We start from the raw sequence: 17,770 nt of genomic DNA, 5'->3' as shown, positions 1-17,770 counted from the left end.
GATAATTGCAAAAAATCGGAGTCGCGTCGGTTCTGGATCAATGGAGGTAAAATCTGATGCGATGCTGGATGTGGTTTGGGCTGCTATTATTCTCGCCGCTGGCGCTGGCTGCGGAAGGTTCATGGAGCAGCCAGAGCTTTGGCGGCGTGATGACTCAGGGTAAACAAGTGTTTAAAGGCCGTCCGGTACAACCCGCCGTACCACCTCCTGCGGGCGCGATGGCCAGGCATCTGGCATGGCGCATCGCCGTCGATGGGCCCGTACCAATGGGGTTTCAGGTACAGGTCTGCGGTGGCGGTCGCTGCGTGAAGCTGCCGGGATTGCGCGGAGAGATGGCACTGCCGCACGGCTTTCCGGCTGGCGGACCGTTATGGTTTGAGTATTTTTCAGCGGTGCGCGGCACGATAGCGCCAGCGGTTACGGTGTTGAGTAATCAGGTGACGGTGGGGTATTGGGTGCGGTGAAATCGATGCTAACTGTCTGAGTAAAATCATCTGAGAAGGTGGGATGAGATTCTCGTGGTCTCTTCATCCATAAGTGTGAGGTCAAAGCACTGTTGTATCTGCCCTGCAATTGCAAATCTAAGGCTTGCCGGGTATTATTTGAACTTCGGATGGTTACAGGGATTTTGGCAACAAAATCGCATCCCACTTCCTGGTAACAGGTTCGTCCATGACGATAAAGTGTCCTGACCTGCCTCAAGGTAGCTGAGACCCCCGTAAGGGGGTCGCTGCTTTCTCAGTCCAGAAAAATTCAGTTTTAAAATCTATTTCTCGCCTCTTTCGGTCCCGTTTTACTTCGTGGACTTTTGGCCGTATCCATCGCAATTTTAAAGATGCTTAATGATTTGTTTGGAATTGATTCGCCAGACGAACCGGGGCCGGTGCGGGCAAAAAAAGCGGAGAGAATGTGCATGCGTAACAACCGTTTTTCTTTGTAGAAGGCGATGCATATCTTGTAAGGCTCTATAAGGCCAGTCGCGCTATTCATCATATCTAGTGTGAAAAATTTTTCAGCCACGGTGTGATACACACGCATGGAAGGCAGGTTGGTCAATATGTGCCTGATATGTTTTGAGGCCAGATAGCGCTCCAAACATACGGTGATTTTTTCTCGCCCATCTTCGTAAGAGACTGGGATATTGTAGGGCGTACCTCTTTTGCAAAACAATGTAGGCCATACGTCACCACAAAGGTATAGGTGTGATTAATGCCTTGAAAGGTCATTTCATGTGCGTTGAGATGCGCAAGAGAATGCAATTTTCCGTCATATTCAAAAGCTGGCCAGCTCTGAATTGATTCAATCTGATACTTTGCCACTGTTCATTACCCGTTTGCTGGTAAATAGGCTCGCTACCCCCACAACACGGCAACGTAGTGTCAGATATTACTGTTTAAGGCTCATGCCTTCCATCATAAATTAACAATAAAAACATTGAGTTATATGTTTTCGTTACAGGATTATTGAAGATTTTTTCTTTTAGAGGGAGTGTGGATTACTGAATTTCAGACACAAAAAAAGCCGCTCGTAAGCGACTTAATTTTGCATCAATCGATGGTGCCGAAGGTCGGACTCGAACCGACATGTATCTCTACGGTTGATTTTGAATCAACGCGCTCCTAAATCATTGATTTCATCAACAATTTAGAATGAGCCTACGGCTTACCATACCAATTTCGCCATGAGATTGCCCCGACAAAATAACCGGGGTATTCATGATTTACAAGAGAGATCGTTATCTGATTCTTGATCCATGCGGAAACTACATGGTTCGCATTGCTTTACCCGAATACATGCAAGGGTATTTCAGCGGCAAGAAGAACTTTATTAAATCCACTGGCACACGCGACATTAGACAAGCGCGTTTAGTCCGTGACGCCATCGCGGTTGAGTTCTCAAGGTTGAGGGAACAGCTTCAGCCAAAACCCAGCGGCACAAAGATGGAACGGATCATTAATGAATTACGTCAGGTGGGCGCTTACGCTAAAGAGAATCCGATCCCATTGGGCGAAGTTGCCCTAACTTGTCCATCCTTGCTAAAGCTCCTGGATCTGTACTTGCTCCAGTTCAGTGAGAAACGAAAGCTAACTACCCTTTCCAAGACAAGCAAATCCGTAGAGGTGTTACTCGGACATTTGAAGAAGAAAGATGTGCAGCTCAAAGACGTGAACAGAACTACGGTAACGGGCTGGCTGGATAAGCTGAAGAAAGAAAAGGCACCGCAGACGATACAAAATTATATCAGCGCCCTTGCTCAGATTTGGGATCTGGCTAAGAACCGGTATCACGATGCACCACAGGATAACCCCTGGCGCGGTCATGCGCTGGAAGCGAAAAGCAGCAAAGTTAGCTATGAAGTATTTGCGCCTGGTGAGTTAGCGAAGGTCTACAACCTGCTTGATGATGAAATGAAAGCAGTAACGCTTATCGGAATGTATAGCGGGATGCGACTTAACGAGATCTGCTCACTGAAGACAGCAAACGTTAAGACGATTGAGGGTGTGCTGTGCTTTGAAGTGATGGTAGGTAAGACAAAATCGGCGGCCAGAATCATCCCTGTCCACAGTAATTTAATTGAACTGGTTACTAAGCTTCTCCAGCGCCCCTATGAGGGCTTCTTGTTCTACCATGCATCAATCACAGACCGTGCAGACGGTAAGCGCTCTACGTGGCATACACAGCGATTCACAAGGGCTAAACGTAAGGCATTGGGTGAAGCAGGAACAGAGCGAAAAGTGTTCCATAGCCTGCGCCATGAGTTTGCTCAACAGCTTGACCGATGCCAAGTGCCAGAAGACAGGATCGCGCTTCTTATGGGACATGAGCGAGGCAATACCGAAAGTTTCAAAACATACTCCAAGAATTCGGCCTCATCTTTGGAGTTATCGGGTTATGTCGAGAAAATTAATTATGATTTCCTGCTATCCAGTTGAGTTAACAGAGTTCAAAAAACCATCCAAATAACCAACTGTGGATTTATACAGTTTTCACTAATCTATGGTCTTGTATTTCTCACGCTTCGCCATAACATAAACACCACATATAGTGCCATGCATTACTTATCGACACTATATGCATTATCTTTAATACCTCTGCTTAGGAGTTACACCAATGGCAAGTAATACAAAGCAAACTGGTGGTAGCGTGGCTTCATTGGCTGCCAAAACTCTCAACAATCCTAACGCTTCAGCAATTCAAAAAGCTCTTGCTGGTTCTGCGCTGTCACAGACTGGTTCAAGTAATCAGACTGGCGGCGCTATGGAACATAAAGCATCTGCTGCATTAAATAATCCAAACTCAGCGGCGTTAACTAAAGCTCTTGCTGCTTCAGTTCTATCTCAATCGAACAAAGGCCGTAAGTAATTTATAGGCGGGGAAACCCGCCTTTTTTATGTATTATTGACTATTAGATGACTCAACTCGATTATCGGTTTATTCGGGGTTAATTTTCCTGGCCGTTTTTTATTTCACATTAAATAAAAAAGCCCCACCCTCTATTAAAGGGAAGGGCTATAAAAATAGATGTTATTATGGTCGGAGTATGTGCTTTCGGCACACCTGTCCCCAGGTTACACCGACTTATCCCACAGGGATAAACCGTAAACGGTCATTGTTATTCGGTTGCCAACGCTTTCAAAACACACCACCCGCGACTAACGCGAGCTGATGCAGTGTTGATATTAATGTTAAAGTGTTTAGCAACCGCAGTAATATTGAGGAAGTTAGATAAATCTTCATCGTTAATTCCTGTCCAAATCACTGTTTGACCATCATCTTTTTCAAAGGTAATTTTCAATTTAAGCACCCTTATAGATGAGATAGAAATGCAGGGCTTGCATCATTAAGAGAAGCCCTACAAATAACCTATGCATAAATGTTATGAAGTCTTAGACCGTTACCGTAACTTTCATAATGCAGCCTGTTGCATGCACTACAGGAAGCAATGAAGATTCAAAATGAATAGTCATTTCACCCAGATCCGATTCAGTGGTGTAATTGAACACCTCTGCCGGGCCTGCATCACGGGCAAGGTAGGTATTACGGCTTGATGGGCCATAGATATGCTGATAAGCACCTACAGACTGATCGAACAGGGGTACGAATACCATTTCATTAGCTGCAATGTTATCAGTCAGTTCCACGTCCTCGCATTTGACAAAGTCCACGGACATGCCAGGGGCGCTGAACGTGCTCACGTTTCCGAGAATTTCACGGCGTTGCACGACCACGTTCCCTGAATCAAGCGGAGAGACGTACTGGAAATAACTCTTCATAGATGGAGAGAAACGTAATTTGTTATATGCCTGAGCCCCACAGAACACCACAATGCGGTTGATCTTAGAGAACAGACCGCCAGCAGCAGCGTTAATCTGATCAACAAAGCCGTTGATAGATTCCAGAACATCCAGAGACTGATCAGTCAGGTCAATTGTGCCTGTCAGGAAGTCACGATCAAATGAATCGTTATAGTCAATCAGCTTGTCCTGTGTGTATGGAGTGTTCAAGGTGCCTTTAAAGAGGGCAGCACTGTAATATTGCTCGACCGTTGCGGCATGGGCATCGGCATGCTTTTGGATTGTATCTGCAAGCAGTGAGGTGTAAGTCTCTTCTGAATCAGTTCCGAATTTACGGATTCCGGCCTGGAAATCCTGAGCAGAGATAGAATCTACTCGGGAGAAGCTAGGAAGTTCAATCAGGTATGAACTGTAAGAGCCTCGGGCAGTAGTATTGTAATCAGAGCCGTACCGGGAAGTAGGGGCGTTAATCAAACTACGAGTATCTTCGATCAATCTATCCACTGCGATCTTGACGTGGTCACTTGGAACCTTCTTGAAGATGCCTAATGTCTGCAACAGACGATTGCGTTGGACAACCTCAGAGAATGCAGGAACGAGATCCACATAGTTGTACATTGAGTAATTGAAAGCCATTAGTTGAATTCCTTTTCTATAAATTAGGTAACAATAAGATCTGGAGCGCCAGCAAAGCGCACGGTGTCATTAATAGCCAATAGCTCTTTAGCCTTGGAGACATCGTCAGCAATTAGATTGAAGTCTTTAATGTAAACGTGGGAGGCTGCTACAAGCAGATTGGTTTCAGTGTTAGCGCTGGCATACTCCAGGGATAAAAAGGCCTCTGTAGAATCACTAGAGACCAATGCACCTGAAGCGTCCAGCACTGAGCCGGGCGATACGTCTACAAGGGGGGTGATCTTCACAGTCTTTCGACTCCAAGGAGTGTTTTCCAGTGCCAGAATATCGCGGATTGTGCGTAGGTCATTTGTATAGCTTTGAAGCGCCATTTATTGATTTTCCTTAAAAAGTTTAACAATCTTAGCAATAGGATCAGTATTTAGTTCTGACTCTTCTTTTGCCTTCTTGTCTAATTTGATTTGTGCTGATTCTCCTAGAGCGTTAATAGTCTGGAGGACTTCAGCGAGACTTTTTTTAACCTTTGTAGGTTCATTGATATTTAGTTGTTCACCTGCATCAATCACGTCAATTGCGTTTTCTTTTGCGATGCGGGCAATTTCATTAGCAGTTTCAATATCTGCAAATAAAGTAATAGAGACCTTTCCATCTGGAAGTGCCTTCTTAATAATGTAATCTTTCAATTGGGTATTCCCTAAAAAAAAGGCCCGCCTAAGCGAGCCGATTTTAATCATTAAATTTGGAGAATTTAATATGCAACAAAAAAAACACAGAACGGGATGAGGAATCCCATTATACAGAGAGTAGAGTCATTGTATTTAGTTACAATGCCGATTAGCCCATAAACAGACTTAATCAACATTTAAAATAAATGGGGCCTAAGCATACCCCGTTATTACACTAGGTAATAATTTGTAAGGAATAAACAAAGGTGATGGCACTCACCTATTGAATTATTAGAGGAACGTTTTTAGATAATCAGCCTCTAATCCTATTATAGCCTGAAATGAATTAAAATGCAAGTATATACGTGCAATTGTGAATATAAATGCAATTATTAAGCATTTATATTACCTTTTGCAGATCATTTTGTTTTGATTTCTGCCTGCAAGCATTTAACACGATTGATTGCCTCCCTAGAGTTTTTGAAATCCTCCAGGAGATTATAAAGCCGTCTTATATATTCATTCTTTGCTGTCTGGTCAAGCATAGGACTTGATAGGGCTTCATCTGTGAGATCTTTTAAATCTTCAATCAGGTTATCCATTGAACTATGCATAACTTCATGATGCTTATTAATGTTACGACAGATCACTAACCCTAAATCTTTTCGGATCTCAGCCATTTTGTTAAAAAAGTGTTCATTTGTACTGTTCATTGTCATCGTTATTCTCCTGTTCCTGTATATGTCTTATAGGCTGTCGTCAAGTAGCTGCCGCGCGCGGAGTTTGCATTAGATAGTTCATCAATTATCCTGCTAATCAGTGTGGCCTGTTCGATGGAGATTTTAAAACGTCCTGACAGAATCCTGATACTTCTGTCTTCAAACCAACAATCTATAATCTGTCTGTACTGTCTATGCTTGCGGAGACTATGCAAAAGAGTTGGGTTATCCATTAATATGTTGCCCCGCTTATTTGCGTTTCTGTGCTTACTAAATTAATTCCAATTTCATTGCCCGTGCGGTTATAGTCATTCTCTACACGGTTAGCAAAGAGCCAGCCTAGGTATTCCTCTTTAGATTCCCAAAGTAATTGCCACTTTTCAGGACATTCAAATGTCACTTTCATCACTTTTCTGGGTTTGAAATATACGCCGGGGGAACTGGTAACAATCTCGGAAATGGTCTGTGATTCCTCTTCAGAGAGTGCTCCAGAATCTTCGTATGTGATGATTGTTTGGTATTGAGAAGGGACTGTATCGGTCTTATCTTGTTTCTTAGGCTTCCTAGAGCGCTTAGGTTTAGGCTTGCTCTTGTCGTAATAAAGTTCTACGTCTGATAAACCTGATTTTGTATAGTATGAAATATAACCTCCATTAGAGTTTGATTAGATTTGATAGAGGGGATGTTTTATCCCCTATTTGTTTAAGCTGCTTTGATTTCTTTAAGTAGTTGAGATACACGGCCTTTGCTCAAGTTAAGTTGTTCGGCAATATCTTTTTGTTTCATCCCCTGATTAAACAGGTTGATAACGTTATCTTTTGTTTCATTGCCTTTATCGCTTGTACGTGGTTTGCGCTCAATCTCTTTAACCCCCAGCATTTCAATAGTGCAATCCGGGAAATAGTTTTCTTGTAGATATTCAGCCATTGCCAGATCTGTGACTACAAAATTCAGATCACCTGTATAGCTCTTATCACGCAAGGCACTACGTGCAAAGAATTGCATAGCCTTCTCTGAGTTTTGTTCGTGGAAGCGCGCTTCTGCAATCTCTTTATAATCAAATCCCATAGCTTTGCAGAGTCGATGCATACACCTAGCCCTAGTTCCGCTGTCTCTGACGCTGGCAAGATACACAGCCTTTGTATAGCCCATGTAAGCGTCATCTGCGTTATCTGTCTCAATACCTTTCACCATTAATTCCTCCTTTGTTAATCCGTGGCAGTTATGCCCTGCATAAATATTTAATCCATATGAACTCATTGAAACTCTCTGGCCTCTATGCGGCTTAAACCACTCATCGGCAATAGTTGAGAATGGATAGTTGGTAAAGCCTTCTGAATCGTTATTAGTGGCATAGATAAAGCCTTGCCCCATCTTCCTTACAGTCATTGGCAGGATGGATTCTGTAAATTGTTTATACAGCTTTTGCTTTGATGCCGGATTCTTGAATACAACGGTGATATTAACTCTGGTAGTCTCTGTATAACGATTTCTTTCTACCGGAGGCCAATGGATATCATCAGCACGTTTACATTGAATTCCTAGCTGAAATCCTGCCTGAATAATAGATTCAGCTTTATGTACATTTGAACCTAACAATAAAAATTTTTTAGACCATTGCGAAGCCAGTAATAATGGATTAGGAAAAGTCGTTGCAAAGAAAACAGAATCTAAACATTCTCCCATTTCATCCTCTTCCCCATTATCATCTTCAGGTTGTTTTACTGGTCTATCTTCTGTGATAACCGCTGCACCTTGTAGGGCAGACCATAGAACATTTTTAATATGCTGAGAGGATGCGTGAGGCTCGTTATAGTATCTGGTTACCTCATCCCGGTACTGTTCATTTAAAAATAAAATCGTGGGATCATCTTCTGAAGGTGTTAACCACTTTGTAAACGGAAAGTTTTCTTCTCTGGCATCGGCATATGTAACTTTAGCAAAGCTAAAAAAATCATCAGTGGGGCTTTCATCAACAATGACATTCACATTTGATAGTGCTTCTTGCATAGATTCATCTAATGCAGCTTCTTTGCAATAGAGTGCAAATCCTTTATGTGTGCAAAGTATCAATTGAATGTGGTAATCAGGGGCTAAGGCTGATTTGATTAGTTGAACAATCTTAATGTGACCATTTTCACCGCTAACGACCTTTGAGTATATAATCGCTCTGGCCTTTAAATCATCTTCATATTGTTCAATAAGCTTGTTTGTAGGAAGTACGATTAAGGTTTTACCCTGAAACACTCCCGCCTTTAAGTTATTAAGAAGAGTATATGTCTTGCCTGCACCACAGATTGAGTTTACATAGTGGATCGGTTTTGTGCTGTCTTGTGTTTTGTTCTGTTGCAATGTTCCTCCTTTTAGTTTGTGGTTTCCTCTTGTTTGTTTTTGTTAGCTCTCAGGCTTCGTGCATCCGCTTTCACCCTTGCAGCTGCTTTAAGCAAGATTCCAGAGTTAATGATGTCCAGGTGCTTTTCATATTCATTAATAAGCTCCAGAGCATGATCTAACATTTCAGCTCTTAGCGGGTTATTTCGTTTTAATGAAGCATGTTTGTTGCACAGGATTTGTGTTCGGGTTAAGTCACCCATGCACCAAGCATGAAATACCTGATAGCAATTGTTCCATTTAATAGGTCGTCCCATTGTTTATTCCTCCTCTTAGGTTTATTCAATTAACCTACAGCCCCTGAGACTTGATAAAATCAGAGCTAGCATAGGTTTATTAGGATTGAATAGGTTGTTTATTCTGAAGTTGGTTTAGAAGGTACTTGTTATTAAAACTTAATTATCTTCTACATGAGTTAATGTATCATGGGTATTTATTATTTACCTAGAATCTTTACACAGAGCTTACAATTATCCTATTTACTTTTGTTAAAATATGGTTTAGGTGTCACTTTCTGGTTATTATACATTCAGTTATTGCATAATAATAGTAAATCCTTCGTGTAAGCCATTCTAAGAGGTTTTCTGTATTATCCATAAGAATGTATTAGCTGCGCTCTTACAGGCTCTTAGAATTGATTCTGTGAAGCCTTATGTTTGTTGTTATTTATTTTTCTATAATTATCTTGGTGCCAAAGGCAGCATTAGTTGACCTTAGCTGAGTGGGTTCAAACTCAGCATTTCTTTTAAGGGTCCATTTTTCCTGTAGAAAGAAGAGCTTTTACAGGAATTTTGGACCCATGAGGCAATCCAGAGGATTCCTTACGCCTCATTACTTTAGCCCTTAGTGTAAAAGCAGCGCTTTAGGGACAAGTTTATAGGATGAGGATTCATCCTTTAGGAGGAGTAAAAGTTTAGTTTTATTTTATACCTCTTATAATATCTCTCCTCCTGTGTATCAATCCCCTATAATAAAAGTAAACTTTGGGGATTAGGAATATGATTGCAGATGCCCAAGTCTGGGCGTAGGTAGGAAGACCGCCTTAACAGGCTGGCACTCTGTGCCACTCGCAAGCGAGGGAAACGTATAGCAATCATCTCTATAAGAGACTCAGGACAATCTCCGTTACACTCACCTGATTATCCAGACTCTCTAACTGTCATAACAGATTTATAATAATCATAAACCCGATTATCCTAAACCTGATGCCAGCTCTATGAGTAACAGGCTAAGCACAATCGATAAACCTGATTATGCATACCCTATAACTGTGAATAATCCAGATGATTAACCTTCCATTACATTACAGATTAACCACTGAATAACTCACAGACATAAGTAATAGACTGAACACAATTACTCATTACATTCCTAATCATGCTCATTCTCTAACTTACACTAATCATCACATGCTCAAAGCCTTTCGCAGTTCTGAAAGTGTAAGCGGTAACAAGCGCTGCTTTTGACCCCTGTTCCCGGAGGGAATGAGCTAAAGCTCAAGTACTGAAGCACTCAATACCTCTATTGTTGTTCTATTTGTGCCAATGTAAATCTGAAGGGTAGCCCAGGCACACCTCAATTTGTCTAACAAATTCTTCCCCTCTCCTCTTCACTAATCTTCACACGAATGAAACGAGTGATCAGGAATCTGTTCAATTCTGAAAGGCAACAGAATACCTGTGTATTAATACAGTACCATTATGAAATTAGTTGTAATTAAAATGATTTTCATACTAAGTAATTTATGTCGAATCTTTAGAAACAGCCTTTTCGAGCAGATTTGAGGTGAAAGTCTTGAAAGTGAAAAATGCACAATAATTTGAGTTATCGATGCATAACGATGCACTCAATATTCAATGCATACTTGAGGCTTTAGGAGAGAGAAGAGAAAGGAAAGTAACAGCTAACCCCTGTTTGCTAGCTGAAACCGTTAAAACCAACTGTACTAGTTAACAGGAGCAGGGCGCAATATGACTATTATGTTAAAAAGCCCACCTGGAGCGGCTTTCAGAGGTGTTCATAATGCAATTACCTACCTTTCAGAGTGAATGATAATCATTTTCATCTGTACGATATTTTGGAGAAACAGCCGATTTTCTGAGACCGGATTCCGAATATGCTCAGCGGCCTGGCTGTAATTCTGAGCACTACGGACATAGGACAAGGGATCATTTGTGCTGTTGTGAAGCTTCATCAGACGGCCTTATGAGGGATTAAAATTTATCCTGTACAGGCTGTTAATAATTTTTTTGGTCTGCTAAGTTGTCGCTCTGCGTATCCGATAAAAGTTTAGCTACATGCAATGATGTCAGTCATATCAGGGCTTGAGAGTAGGTAAAATGTAAAAGGGAAAGTATTGGTTGAAAAATGCACAGATTTAACCAATTAAACAGGCGTTTAATGACAGTAAATAAAGACGTTTAATCGATTTAAACAGGCCCTTAATACCACATAATTCATAAGGTAAAAGTAGGAATTTGAGGATGTGTTGTTTGTTTGTAAATGCCAAACTTAACAAGCAGCAATCTAAAAAACTCGTCAAGGCATCAGCCTAAAAGTAAACATTAAACGTCACTCACTTCTAGCCTGGCGAAACCCAAAAAAAATTCATCAGTAATTTTAGATAAGTTTGCTCATGGCGGCCTTCTCAGGGCTTTTTTTACTTCAGATTTTTCCGTGATACGAGCCTTTAAGCAATAAACACGCGCTCGATCAAAAGGTGAAAAAAAAGTCGCTGTCAGTTGACAACAGTGGCAGCCCTTACGGAATGGGGGTCTAGTAATTTCGCCACCCCCTAGGACGTATTTTTTCGCGAAAATCAATGCTTGTGTTGATTAAAATGCTGGCTAATATACTCACCATGTAGTGCTTGAGATATTAAAAAGACACTACATGTAGTGCCCGTGCTGTTAACAGGGCATAAAAAAACCGGGAACACGATTGTGACCCGGCTCTCTGGGCATAACCAACATGAGTTTGCAGACTCAAACGTCAGTCACCCTTTCCTACATTTCAACAGTGTGATTGTGCCTGGCTTGCTTGGTTATGTAAACCGATAGAAGTAGTCAAAAGGAACGTTCAATGCTTATTCAGAAAAAGCGTATTCGTAATATTGATAACTACATAGCCAACTTTGATGGACGAGAAATCTACATTGCTCATCCATTACCTGATACCAAGAAAACTGACTCGATAGGCTTCTCAAGTAAGAGAGGGTTAGGTGAAGAAGTTCTACCCAAACTTATGGGGCCAATTACAAGATTCAATTCAATTGGTAAATCGGTTCCCGATAAAAAAGCTCCCAAAGAAACAGCTTATCGGCAAATATCATGGACGCGGAAACAATGGGTCGGGGGCGGTGATACCCAAGAGGTAACTGATACTCGCGAAATTGAATATAAGCGATATAAAAGGATTTTCACCCCTCCCCCAAGCATAGAGCTAAAGATTGTAGAAAATTTGCAAGGAGAGAAGTTAGTGATCTCTCCAAAGCTAACGTTATTAGATAACAATAAAGAGCTGGTTACACACTGCGTAAATCTTTTTCTGGAAGTTTTTGGTTTATGTGAGCCTGTTGATGACCAACTCAACACAATCATCAAAAGTGAGTCGATAAAACTCAACTGGAACCTGTTACCGCCAGGTCAGCATCCTTGGGATGAGATCGGATCTCAAATTATTTCGGCCATTAACATTCGAAGCAAGTCTAATGCTGCCGTAGTTGAAGGCAGACTCGAACTAATCAATGGCAGGAAGCCTGATTTTGTAGCAGTTGGTCATGCAGGATTTCAAGGCTACGTAGTATTTGGTTTTACCAAAAGCAATGTTTTCGTTTTGGAAAGCTCTCAATGCAACAATGCTACCTACATTTTTGATAGTGACTGGCAACAGTTATCTCAACTCAGTAAGGCAGAAATTTTAGATGCGAACCTGCACAAAGGAAGAATCATTCATAAAAATTCATGGCAAGCCGAAATTGTGAAATTCTTGCCGTAGTAAATTTAGGGCGCGGGATAAATACTCGCGCTTTTTCTCTTCTAAATCCTTCCTAAACACAATAGAAGCCATAAAGCCCCGTTGGTGGTACTACCAACAAGCGGAGTATAGCAACTTCATCTTTTGTCCAGAGTGATCAAACCCTATCACGATAACCGTGCACCCTTTAGTGAGTGCGACTGGTTGCTGCTAAGGCTTCAGCCATATCGATTAAGTTAATACTCTCTGGTGAAGGTGGAAAAATCTGCGCCCTGCCATCATACCAAAATTTTTGAGGTAGACGATTAATCCTCCTGCTTAGATGCTTCTATCATACTGTTAAAAAGCTCAGTAAGAATCTTACTTTGATTAATTTCAGCCTTCATTATTTTTTGATGGCTTCCTTTAGTTAGTTGGGAAATAAGTTTGAAACTTCTAATTTCATGCAAATCCCTTCCCACAAAAAAATGATAAAAAACAATAAATCCTTCAACGATGAAATACCACTTAATGCCATTGGTAGTGTCATCTCTTGTCTGCACAAAATTTGATAGCAAGACCTTGATTACTTCATCAGAGATATTTCCAGTACTATCTACCATTCTAAAAATTGAAATTCTAATGAAATGATCTAAACGCAAACCACTCTTTTTATTTATTCTCACCGTTCTTTCCGCAACACAATAGCGTAAAAGGTCATCAAGCCCCTCAGTACCCTGCACAGAATCATAATGTACATGCTTAGCTATTGAGGCTCGCCAAAGAATACTTATAAGATAGAGATAAAACTTTTCATACTGAAATGATGCGATAATTATATGATTGGAATTCTTTCTAAAATTTTTATGGTCTCGTAGAACCCTTATTCCGTAATGTTCATAATTTATTGATAAAAACTGCTCGCATTTTCTGCAAAGCATCGGCTCTTTAGGATCAAAATTTCCGGTAATAGATTTATTCCCCTCTTGGATAACTATAATTTTTCCATCTTCTTTCTTTAACCTCTTGAAATAGCTCCTTGGAATTATATGTGATTGCTGCAACTCGCTATCTTGAAGACATAACTTACAAATCCCTTTCATTATTTTCTCCTGAGAAATGTGGCAAGACCTGCACCTTGCCACAAAGCACAAAAACTTTAACAAGCTACTGATGGTTATTTCATGGCAGAATTAGCGTTAGTATCAGATTTTGTTACTTCTTCGAAATCATAGTCAAAGTCATAGTCTCTCCATGAATCATCTGATGAAACAAAGAAATCACAATCATCTATTAACAAAATTAGTCCGGGTCTACCTGCCTTTGCAAATTTTAATACCCCTTTGACTTCCAGCTTATGGCCGTTATACATTCGATCACCTTCTGGATCGTATTCACCCTCAAGTGTTCCTGTATCTTCAACAGTCCATTCATCAACTGAGGACCAAACCGCGCCACTTGTAACGATTTTATCATCCATGTAAGGGTATTCTGGGTAAGAAGCATTGCTGTCAGCCATAACACCAGATTCTTCTGCATCATCGTAGATTAACTTCGCGAGTAGCTCTCGCAGATGAGCGTCATAAAAATCTTCCACTGAATCAAAAACTGGAATTGTTAATCCGGCTTTGATTTCAGTGATGCAGCCATTAAACACGTCATCAGGCATGCTAAACTTTTGCGCTCTTAATCTACCGAATGGAACATTTAAAACAATAAATTCAGCATCAGAGAACTCATACTGATACTCTTCAGATTTACTTTCCGTAACCAAAGCTGCATGGCTGGCATAGCCCAATAGAGCCGCAATTACCTCATGAAGCTGTGACCGCTTCAAAGATGTATTCTGTACCTCAGGATATTTAGAAATGTTGTAGCAGATAGATTGAATAGCAGTATTCATGATAAACCACTCCGGCGTATCAGATCTTTTGGCATCATTTAAGGTTTGGTATTGGACATTTTGTTACCCTCAACCATTTGCCAGATCCGACACTATGAAGAAGGTTTAAAAGTGATTTGGGTTGCTAGTACCTGTTTTAAGCTGTCCAAAACTTAGGCGGGTGCCTAAGCTGACTATACCGCCTGAAAAGTAAAAAGCAATAGAAGACAATAAGCGCCGTGATGGGGTATTAACCGATCAGCGCCGTAGGCGTCATCTGTGTTCTGCTTTCACTCATTCTCTTATCAGGTAGCCGTTATAGTCCGGTGGCTGAAACCGTGGCAGAGCCAGATACTTTCCCGATCTGGTTAGGATTCCCATCTATCGCCTGTTTATTCCCTGTGCTGTCTCACGACATGGCATTACGGAACACCGCGCAAAGTGTGGAACGAATGAAAGTTTTGGGATGGTTTAGAGACGTGGGCAACGTCATAGCTGTTCAAGTTGAGAAACTGTACGTGTTTGAAGCTTGGAACGACACGCCGCTATGAGTTAGTATTCCCGAAGATCTGCCACTACTAAACTAAGCGGCAATTTCTGGTGAAACTTTAGATCATTTCTTACATGCAAGAGAGATAGAATTTTACGTCTAACTCACTGTTTTATAAGAAATTAAAGTGAATGGTGCCGAAGGTCGGACTCGAACCGACATGTATCTCTACGGTTGATTTTGAATCAACTGCGTCTACCGATTTCGCCACTTCGGCACTGAAGAGGATGCGGAAAACGTTGGCGATTATACCGTTACGCGCGGAGTGCGCAACACTAATCGACAGCGCTTTGCGCTAAGCGTTGAAAAAACCAGCACTTCGCCGCTTATCAGGCGCAAACCCGGCAGCACGAGTGCCCTTTCGGCGCTTTCCTGTGCAGATTCCAGAACATTCCCAAACTCCCGCCACTTCGGAACTTTCCGTGCTTACGCCTCTCTTAACCAAAACTGACAGCGTCAGATGTATAAAACAAAGAGGTTGAGATGAACAAAGCAACACAACGCATCATTTTGGGATTGGGTATCGCGGCAGCACTGACAGCAGGCAGTGCATCGGCGGCGAGTTGGCAGGATCAGTTGAGCAGCGCGGCATCGCAGCTGTCTCAGCAAAACAGCGGCTCTACCGCCAGCAACACGCAGAACGGCGGTCTGTCGCTCTCTTCGCTGAGCGGTTTACTGAATGGCGGTGACAAAGCAGTTAGCTCCAACAGCATGACCAACGCCGCTGGCGTGATGTCCTACTGCGTGCAGCACAACGTGGTGGATAACAACGTCTCATCGGTCAAGGATCAGGTACTGAGCAAGCTCGGTCTGAGCAGCCCAGCCGCGCAAGAGCAGAAAACCGATTATCAGCAGGGTCTGCAAGGGTTGCTGAACACCGGCAACGGCCAGCAGCTGAATTTACAGAGCCTGAGTAACTCGCCGATGGGTGAGAAAGTGAAGACTAAGGCCTGTGACGTAGTGCTGAAGCAAGGCAAGAAATATATCGGCATGTAATTCAGGCCCTACTTCGGGTTGCAGGTGCGTTGGCGGCTTTCGTTCCCCCGCATCGCTTAGTGAGTAAGTGCATCGGGCGTCTCTCGATAGCCGCCGTTCTGCATCCGGAATGATAGTGGGTGAAGTAACCATGAATAAGGCGCGAGCTGTCCCTCGCGTCTTATTTACTATTGATAGGGAGCGCAATAAATTGCGCCGCTAGGGCCATTAATCCATCAGCTCATCAACCCGTTAGTTTCTTCTACCACCCTGCCCAGCACATCCACCGCCTGCTCAAACGATCGAATATTGGTGTAACCAATCACCAGCCCGTAGCGTTTCTGGGTTTGCGTATACCAGCCAGAAAGCGGTAACACGCGCAGCTGATGACGCTGCCAGATCTCCGCCAGCGCCACATCCTGAATACCCCGCCGCAGGAAGGCGACGATATGCATGCCGCCGTCAGTGAGTTCAAAGTCAAACAGCTGCGGAAAACAGTGTTGTAGCGCATCCAGCATCATGCGGCGGCGCTGCTGGTAGAGAATCCGCATCTTCTTGATATGCCGATAGAAGTGCCCTTCATTAAGAAACTGCGCGAGGATTTTCTGCGGTAACAACGGCATACCGGTTTCGAGGATTTCACCCAGCTCGCGGAAGCGTTCGATGGTCTGTTGCGGCATCACCAGATAACCCACGCGCATCGCAGGCATCATGGTTTTACTGAAGGTGCCGGTGTAGATCACCCGATCGTGCGCATCCAGGCTCTTCAGCGCGGGAATCACTTTGCGCGTGTAATGAAACTCGCCGTCATAATCATCCTCAATAATCCAGCTGCTATTTTGCTGTGCCCACTCCAGCAATTGATGCTTACGGGGCAGCGATAGCGTCACCGCCAGCGGGCTCTGATGGGTTGGCGTGACGACCGCGAAGCGTGCGTCTGAGTGATAACGCAGGAGGAAATCCACGTCGAGACCTTCACGATCCACCGGCACATAGTGCAGATTCGGTGTGATGCGCTTTAACAGTTTCTGCCCAAAGAAATAGCCCGGATCTTCAAACAGTACTTTGTCGTGAGGATGGGCCAGCACGGCCAGGATGAGGCGCAGGTTGGCGCGATAACCGGTGGTGATAAAAATCTGCTCCGGTTGGCAGTTGAGCCCGCGCGAAATATTGAGGTAGCTGGCAATCGCCTCGCGCAGTGGCTGGTAGCCCATGATGGCGGGCATGATCATCTCATCGGGTCGCAGCGTGCGGGCCGCCTTCCCTGAGATCAGCAGCCATTTCTTATGCGGAAATTCATCCAGCGCGGGAATGCCCAGTCGCAGCTCGCCTTTGCTTTCAATCACCGGATGTTCCAGCCGCGTGGAAGGTGGCGCAGTGGAGATAACAGCCGCTTCGCCGAGATTGAGCGCAGGGTTTACGCGCGTACCCTTCGCGCCCTGGCTGACAAAGTACCCTTCTCCGATCAGGATCTCGTAGGCCGCCTCCACTGTTTTGCGCGCAACCTGCAGTTCACCGGCTAACACGCGGATCGCGGGCACCCGATCGCCCGGCTTTAAGCGCCCTTCCAGTATCTGCTGGCGATAGCGAGCGTAAATTTCTTTGTAACCCATCTGTCTTCCTTCATCACGATGAGGTGCACATGAATGCGCCCCTGAAGAATGAGCGCACGTCACAGCAGCATAACCATGTCCTACCTGTTT

At 43.1% G+C, this 17,770-nt stretch carries 17 protein-coding genes and 1 tRNA gene; 5 read left to right on the top strand and 13 right to left on the bottom strand.

What is annotated here, in order from left to right; all coding sequences use genetic code 11:
* The first annotated feature begins 56 nt into the window (after positions 1-56).
* Positions 57-464, top strand: coding sequence for a flagellar protein FlhE (locus FD744_RS14165; RefSeq protein WP_237449392.1), 408 nt, complete (start codon positions 57-59; stop codon positions 462-464).
* A 295-nt stretch (positions 465-759) separates the two neighbouring features.
* On the opposite strand, the gene FD744_RS25365 is transcribed toward FD744_RS14165, so the two are convergent.
* Complete coding sequence (locus FD744_RS25365) at positions 760-1,056, bottom strand: hypothetical protein (RefSeq protein ID WP_202403518.1); 297 nt, start codon at positions 1,054-1,056, stop codon at positions 760-762.
* A 659-nt stretch (positions 1,057-1,715) separates the two neighbouring features.
* Between FD744_RS25365 and FD744_RS14155 the strand changes: the two genes are divergently transcribed.
* Entirely contained in the window at positions 1,716-2,933 is a 1,218-nt protein-coding gene (locus FD744_RS14155; protein ID WP_160868527.1) for a site-specific integrase, read from the top strand.
* 178 nt (positions 2,934-3,111) lie between these two features.
* On the top strand, positions 3,112-3,363 hold the full coding sequence (locus FD744_RS14150; RefSeq protein ID WP_160868526.1) for a hypothetical protein: 252 nt from the start codon (positions 3,112-3,114) through the stop codon (positions 3,361-3,363).
* A gap of 250 nt (positions 3,364-3,613) precedes the next feature.
* On the opposite strand, the gene FD744_RS14145 is transcribed toward FD744_RS14150, so the two are convergent.
* From FD744_RS14145 to FD744_RS14110, 8 genes are all read right to left on the bottom strand, one after another.
* Positions 3,614-3,796, bottom strand: a complete 183-nt coding sequence (locus FD744_RS14145) for a hypothetical protein (protein ID WP_160868525.1) — start codon at positions 3,794-3,796, stop codon at positions 3,614-3,616.
* 91 nt (positions 3,797-3,887) lie between these two features.
* On the bottom strand, positions 3,888-4,931 hold the full coding sequence (locus tag FD744_RS14140) for a major capsid protein (protein ID WP_160868524.1): 1,044 nt from the start codon (positions 4,929-4,931) through the stop codon (positions 3,888-3,890).
* A gap of 23 nt (positions 4,932-4,954) precedes the next feature.
* A complete protein-coding gene (locus FD744_RS14135) occupies positions 4,955-5,302 on the bottom strand; it encodes a hypothetical protein (protein WP_160868523.1) in 348 nt (115 codons plus the stop codon).
* Positions 5,303-5,614 carry a hypothetical protein gene (locus tag FD744_RS14130; protein WP_160868522.1) on the bottom strand — a complete coding sequence of 104 codons (312 nt, stop codon included), beginning with the start codon at positions 5,612-5,614 and terminating at the stop codon, positions 5,303-5,305.
* A gap of 401 nt (positions 5,615-6,015) precedes the next feature.
* Positions 6,016-6,315, bottom strand: a complete 300-nt coding sequence (locus FD744_RS14125; RefSeq protein WP_160868521.1) for a hypothetical protein — start codon at positions 6,313-6,315, stop codon at positions 6,016-6,018.
* Between the two features lie 232 nt (positions 6,316-6,547).
* Complete coding sequence (locus FD744_RS14120; protein WP_160868520.1) at positions 6,548-6,721, bottom strand: hypothetical protein; 174 nt, start codon at positions 6,719-6,721, stop codon at positions 6,548-6,550.
* Between the two features lie 296 nt (positions 6,722-7,017).
* Entirely contained in the window at positions 7,018-8,667 is a 1,650-nt protein-coding gene (locus tag FD744_RS14115; protein ID WP_160868519.1) for a hypothetical protein, read from the bottom strand.
* Positions 8,668-8,678: 11 nt separating this feature from the next.
* The gene (locus FD744_RS14110) at positions 8,679-8,963 is read right to left on the bottom strand and encodes a hypothetical protein (protein WP_160868518.1); all 285 of its coding nucleotides are present in this window, start codon (positions 8,961-8,963) and stop codon (positions 8,679-8,681) included.
* Positions 8,964-11,787: 2,824 nt separating this feature from the next.
* On the opposite strand from FD744_RS14110, the gene FD744_RS14105 reads away from it, so the two are divergent.
* Positions 11,788-12,702 carry a hypothetical protein gene (locus FD744_RS14105; RefSeq protein ID WP_160868517.1) on the top strand — a complete coding sequence of 305 codons (915 nt, stop codon included), beginning with the start codon at positions 11,788-11,790 and terminating at the stop codon, positions 12,700-12,702.
* Between the two features lie 284 nt (positions 12,703-12,986).
* Here FD744_RS14105 and FD744_RS14100 read toward each other — a convergent pair whose 3' ends face one another.
* The 3 genes from FD744_RS14100 to FD744_RS14090 all read right to left on the bottom strand — a co-directional run bounded on the left by FD744_RS14100 (position 12,987) and on the right by FD744_RS14090 (position 15,309).
* On the bottom strand, positions 12,987-13,763 hold the full coding sequence (locus FD744_RS14100; RefSeq protein ID WP_202403517.1) for a hypothetical protein: 777 nt from the start codon (positions 13,761-13,763) through the stop codon (positions 12,987-12,989).
* A gap of 74 nt (positions 13,764-13,837) precedes the next feature.
* A complete protein-coding gene (locus tag FD744_RS14095; RefSeq protein WP_160868516.1) occupies positions 13,838-14,563 on the bottom strand; it encodes a hypothetical protein in 726 nt (241 codons plus the stop codon).
* A 661-nt stretch (positions 14,564-15,224) separates the two neighbouring features.
* A tRNA-Leu gene (locus FD744_RS14090) sits at positions 15,225-15,309 on the bottom strand.
* A 266-nt stretch (positions 15,310-15,575) separates the two neighbouring features.
* On the opposite strand from FD744_RS14090, the gene FD744_RS14085 reads away from it, so the two are divergent.
* On the top strand, positions 15,576-16,088 hold the full coding sequence (locus tag FD744_RS14085) for a DUF2501 domain-containing protein (protein ID WP_160868515.1): 513 nt from the start codon (positions 15,576-15,578) through the stop codon (positions 16,086-16,088).
* Positions 16,089-16,303: 215 nt separating this feature from the next.
* Here FD744_RS14085 and FD744_RS14080 read toward each other — a convergent pair whose 3' ends face one another.
* Positions 16,304-17,680: a PLP-dependent aminotransferase family protein gene (locus FD744_RS14080; RefSeq protein WP_160868514.1), complete on the bottom strand. Its 1,377-nt coding sequence runs from the start codon at positions 17,678-17,680 to the stop codon at positions 16,304-16,306.
* Positions 17,681-17,770: the final 90 nt, after the last annotated feature.

This window comes from Pantoea sp. Taur, assembly GCF_009830025.1.
GTDB classification, from domain to species: Bacteria; Pseudomonadota; Gammaproteobacteria; order Enterobacterales; family Enterobacteriaceae; genus Pantoea; species Pantoea communis.
The sequence above is the reverse complement of the archived record's forward strand: the minus strand, read 5'-3'. Positions and strand labels throughout refer to the sequence as shown.

What these genes read in the sequence shown, in the direction of transcription:
- FD744_RS14165 (WP_237449392.1), top strand. Translation starts at nt 57, where the DNA reads ATGCGATGCTGGATGTGGTTTGGGCTGCTATTATTCTCGCCGCTGGCG.
- FD744_RS14155 (WP_160868527.1), top strand. Translation starts at nt 1,716, where the DNA reads ATGATTTACAAGAGAGATCGTTATCTGATTCTTGATCCATGCGGAAAC.
- FD744_RS14150 (WP_160868526.1), top strand. Translation starts at nt 3,112, where the DNA reads ATGGCAAGTAATACAAAGCAAACTGGTGGTAGCGTGGCTTCATTGGCT.
- FD744_RS14140 (WP_160868524.1), bottom strand. Translation starts at nt 4,931, where the DNA reads ATGGCTTTCAATTACTCAATGTACAACTATGTGGATCTCGTTCCTGCA.
- FD744_RS14135 (WP_160868523.1), bottom strand. Translation starts at nt 5,302, where the DNA reads ATGGCGCTTCAAAGCTATACAAATGACCTACGCACAATCCGCGATATT.
- FD744_RS14125 (WP_160868521.1), bottom strand. Translation starts at nt 6,315, where the DNA reads ATGACAATGAACAGTACAAATGAACACTTTTTTAACAAAATGGCTGAG.
- FD744_RS14120 (WP_160868520.1), bottom strand. Translation starts at nt 6,721, where the DNA reads ATGAAAGTGACATTTGAATGTCCTGAAAAGTGGCAATTACTTTGGGAA.
- FD744_RS14110 (WP_160868518.1), bottom strand. Translation starts at nt 8,963, where the DNA reads ATGGGACGACCTATTAAATGGAACAATTGCTATCAGGTATTTCATGCT.
- FD744_RS14105 (WP_160868517.1), top strand. Translation starts at nt 11,788, where the DNA reads ATGCTTATTCAGAAAAAGCGTATTCGTAATATTGATAACTACATAGCC.
- FD744_RS14100 (WP_202403517.1), bottom strand. Translation starts at nt 13,763, where the DNA reads ATGAAAGGGATTTGTAAGTTATGTCTTCAAGATAGCGAGTTGCAGCAA.
- FD744_RS14095 (WP_160868516.1), bottom strand. Translation starts at nt 14,563, where the DNA reads ATGAATACTGCTATTCAATCTATCTGCTACAACATTTCTAAATATCCT.
- FD744_RS14085 (WP_160868515.1), top strand. Translation starts at nt 15,576, where the DNA reads ATGAACAAAGCAACACAACGCATCATTTTGGGATTGGGTATCGCGGCA.
- FD744_RS14080 (WP_160868514.1), bottom strand. Translation starts at nt 17,680, where the DNA reads ATGGGTTACAAAGAAATTTACGCTCGCTATCGCCAGCAGATACTGGAA.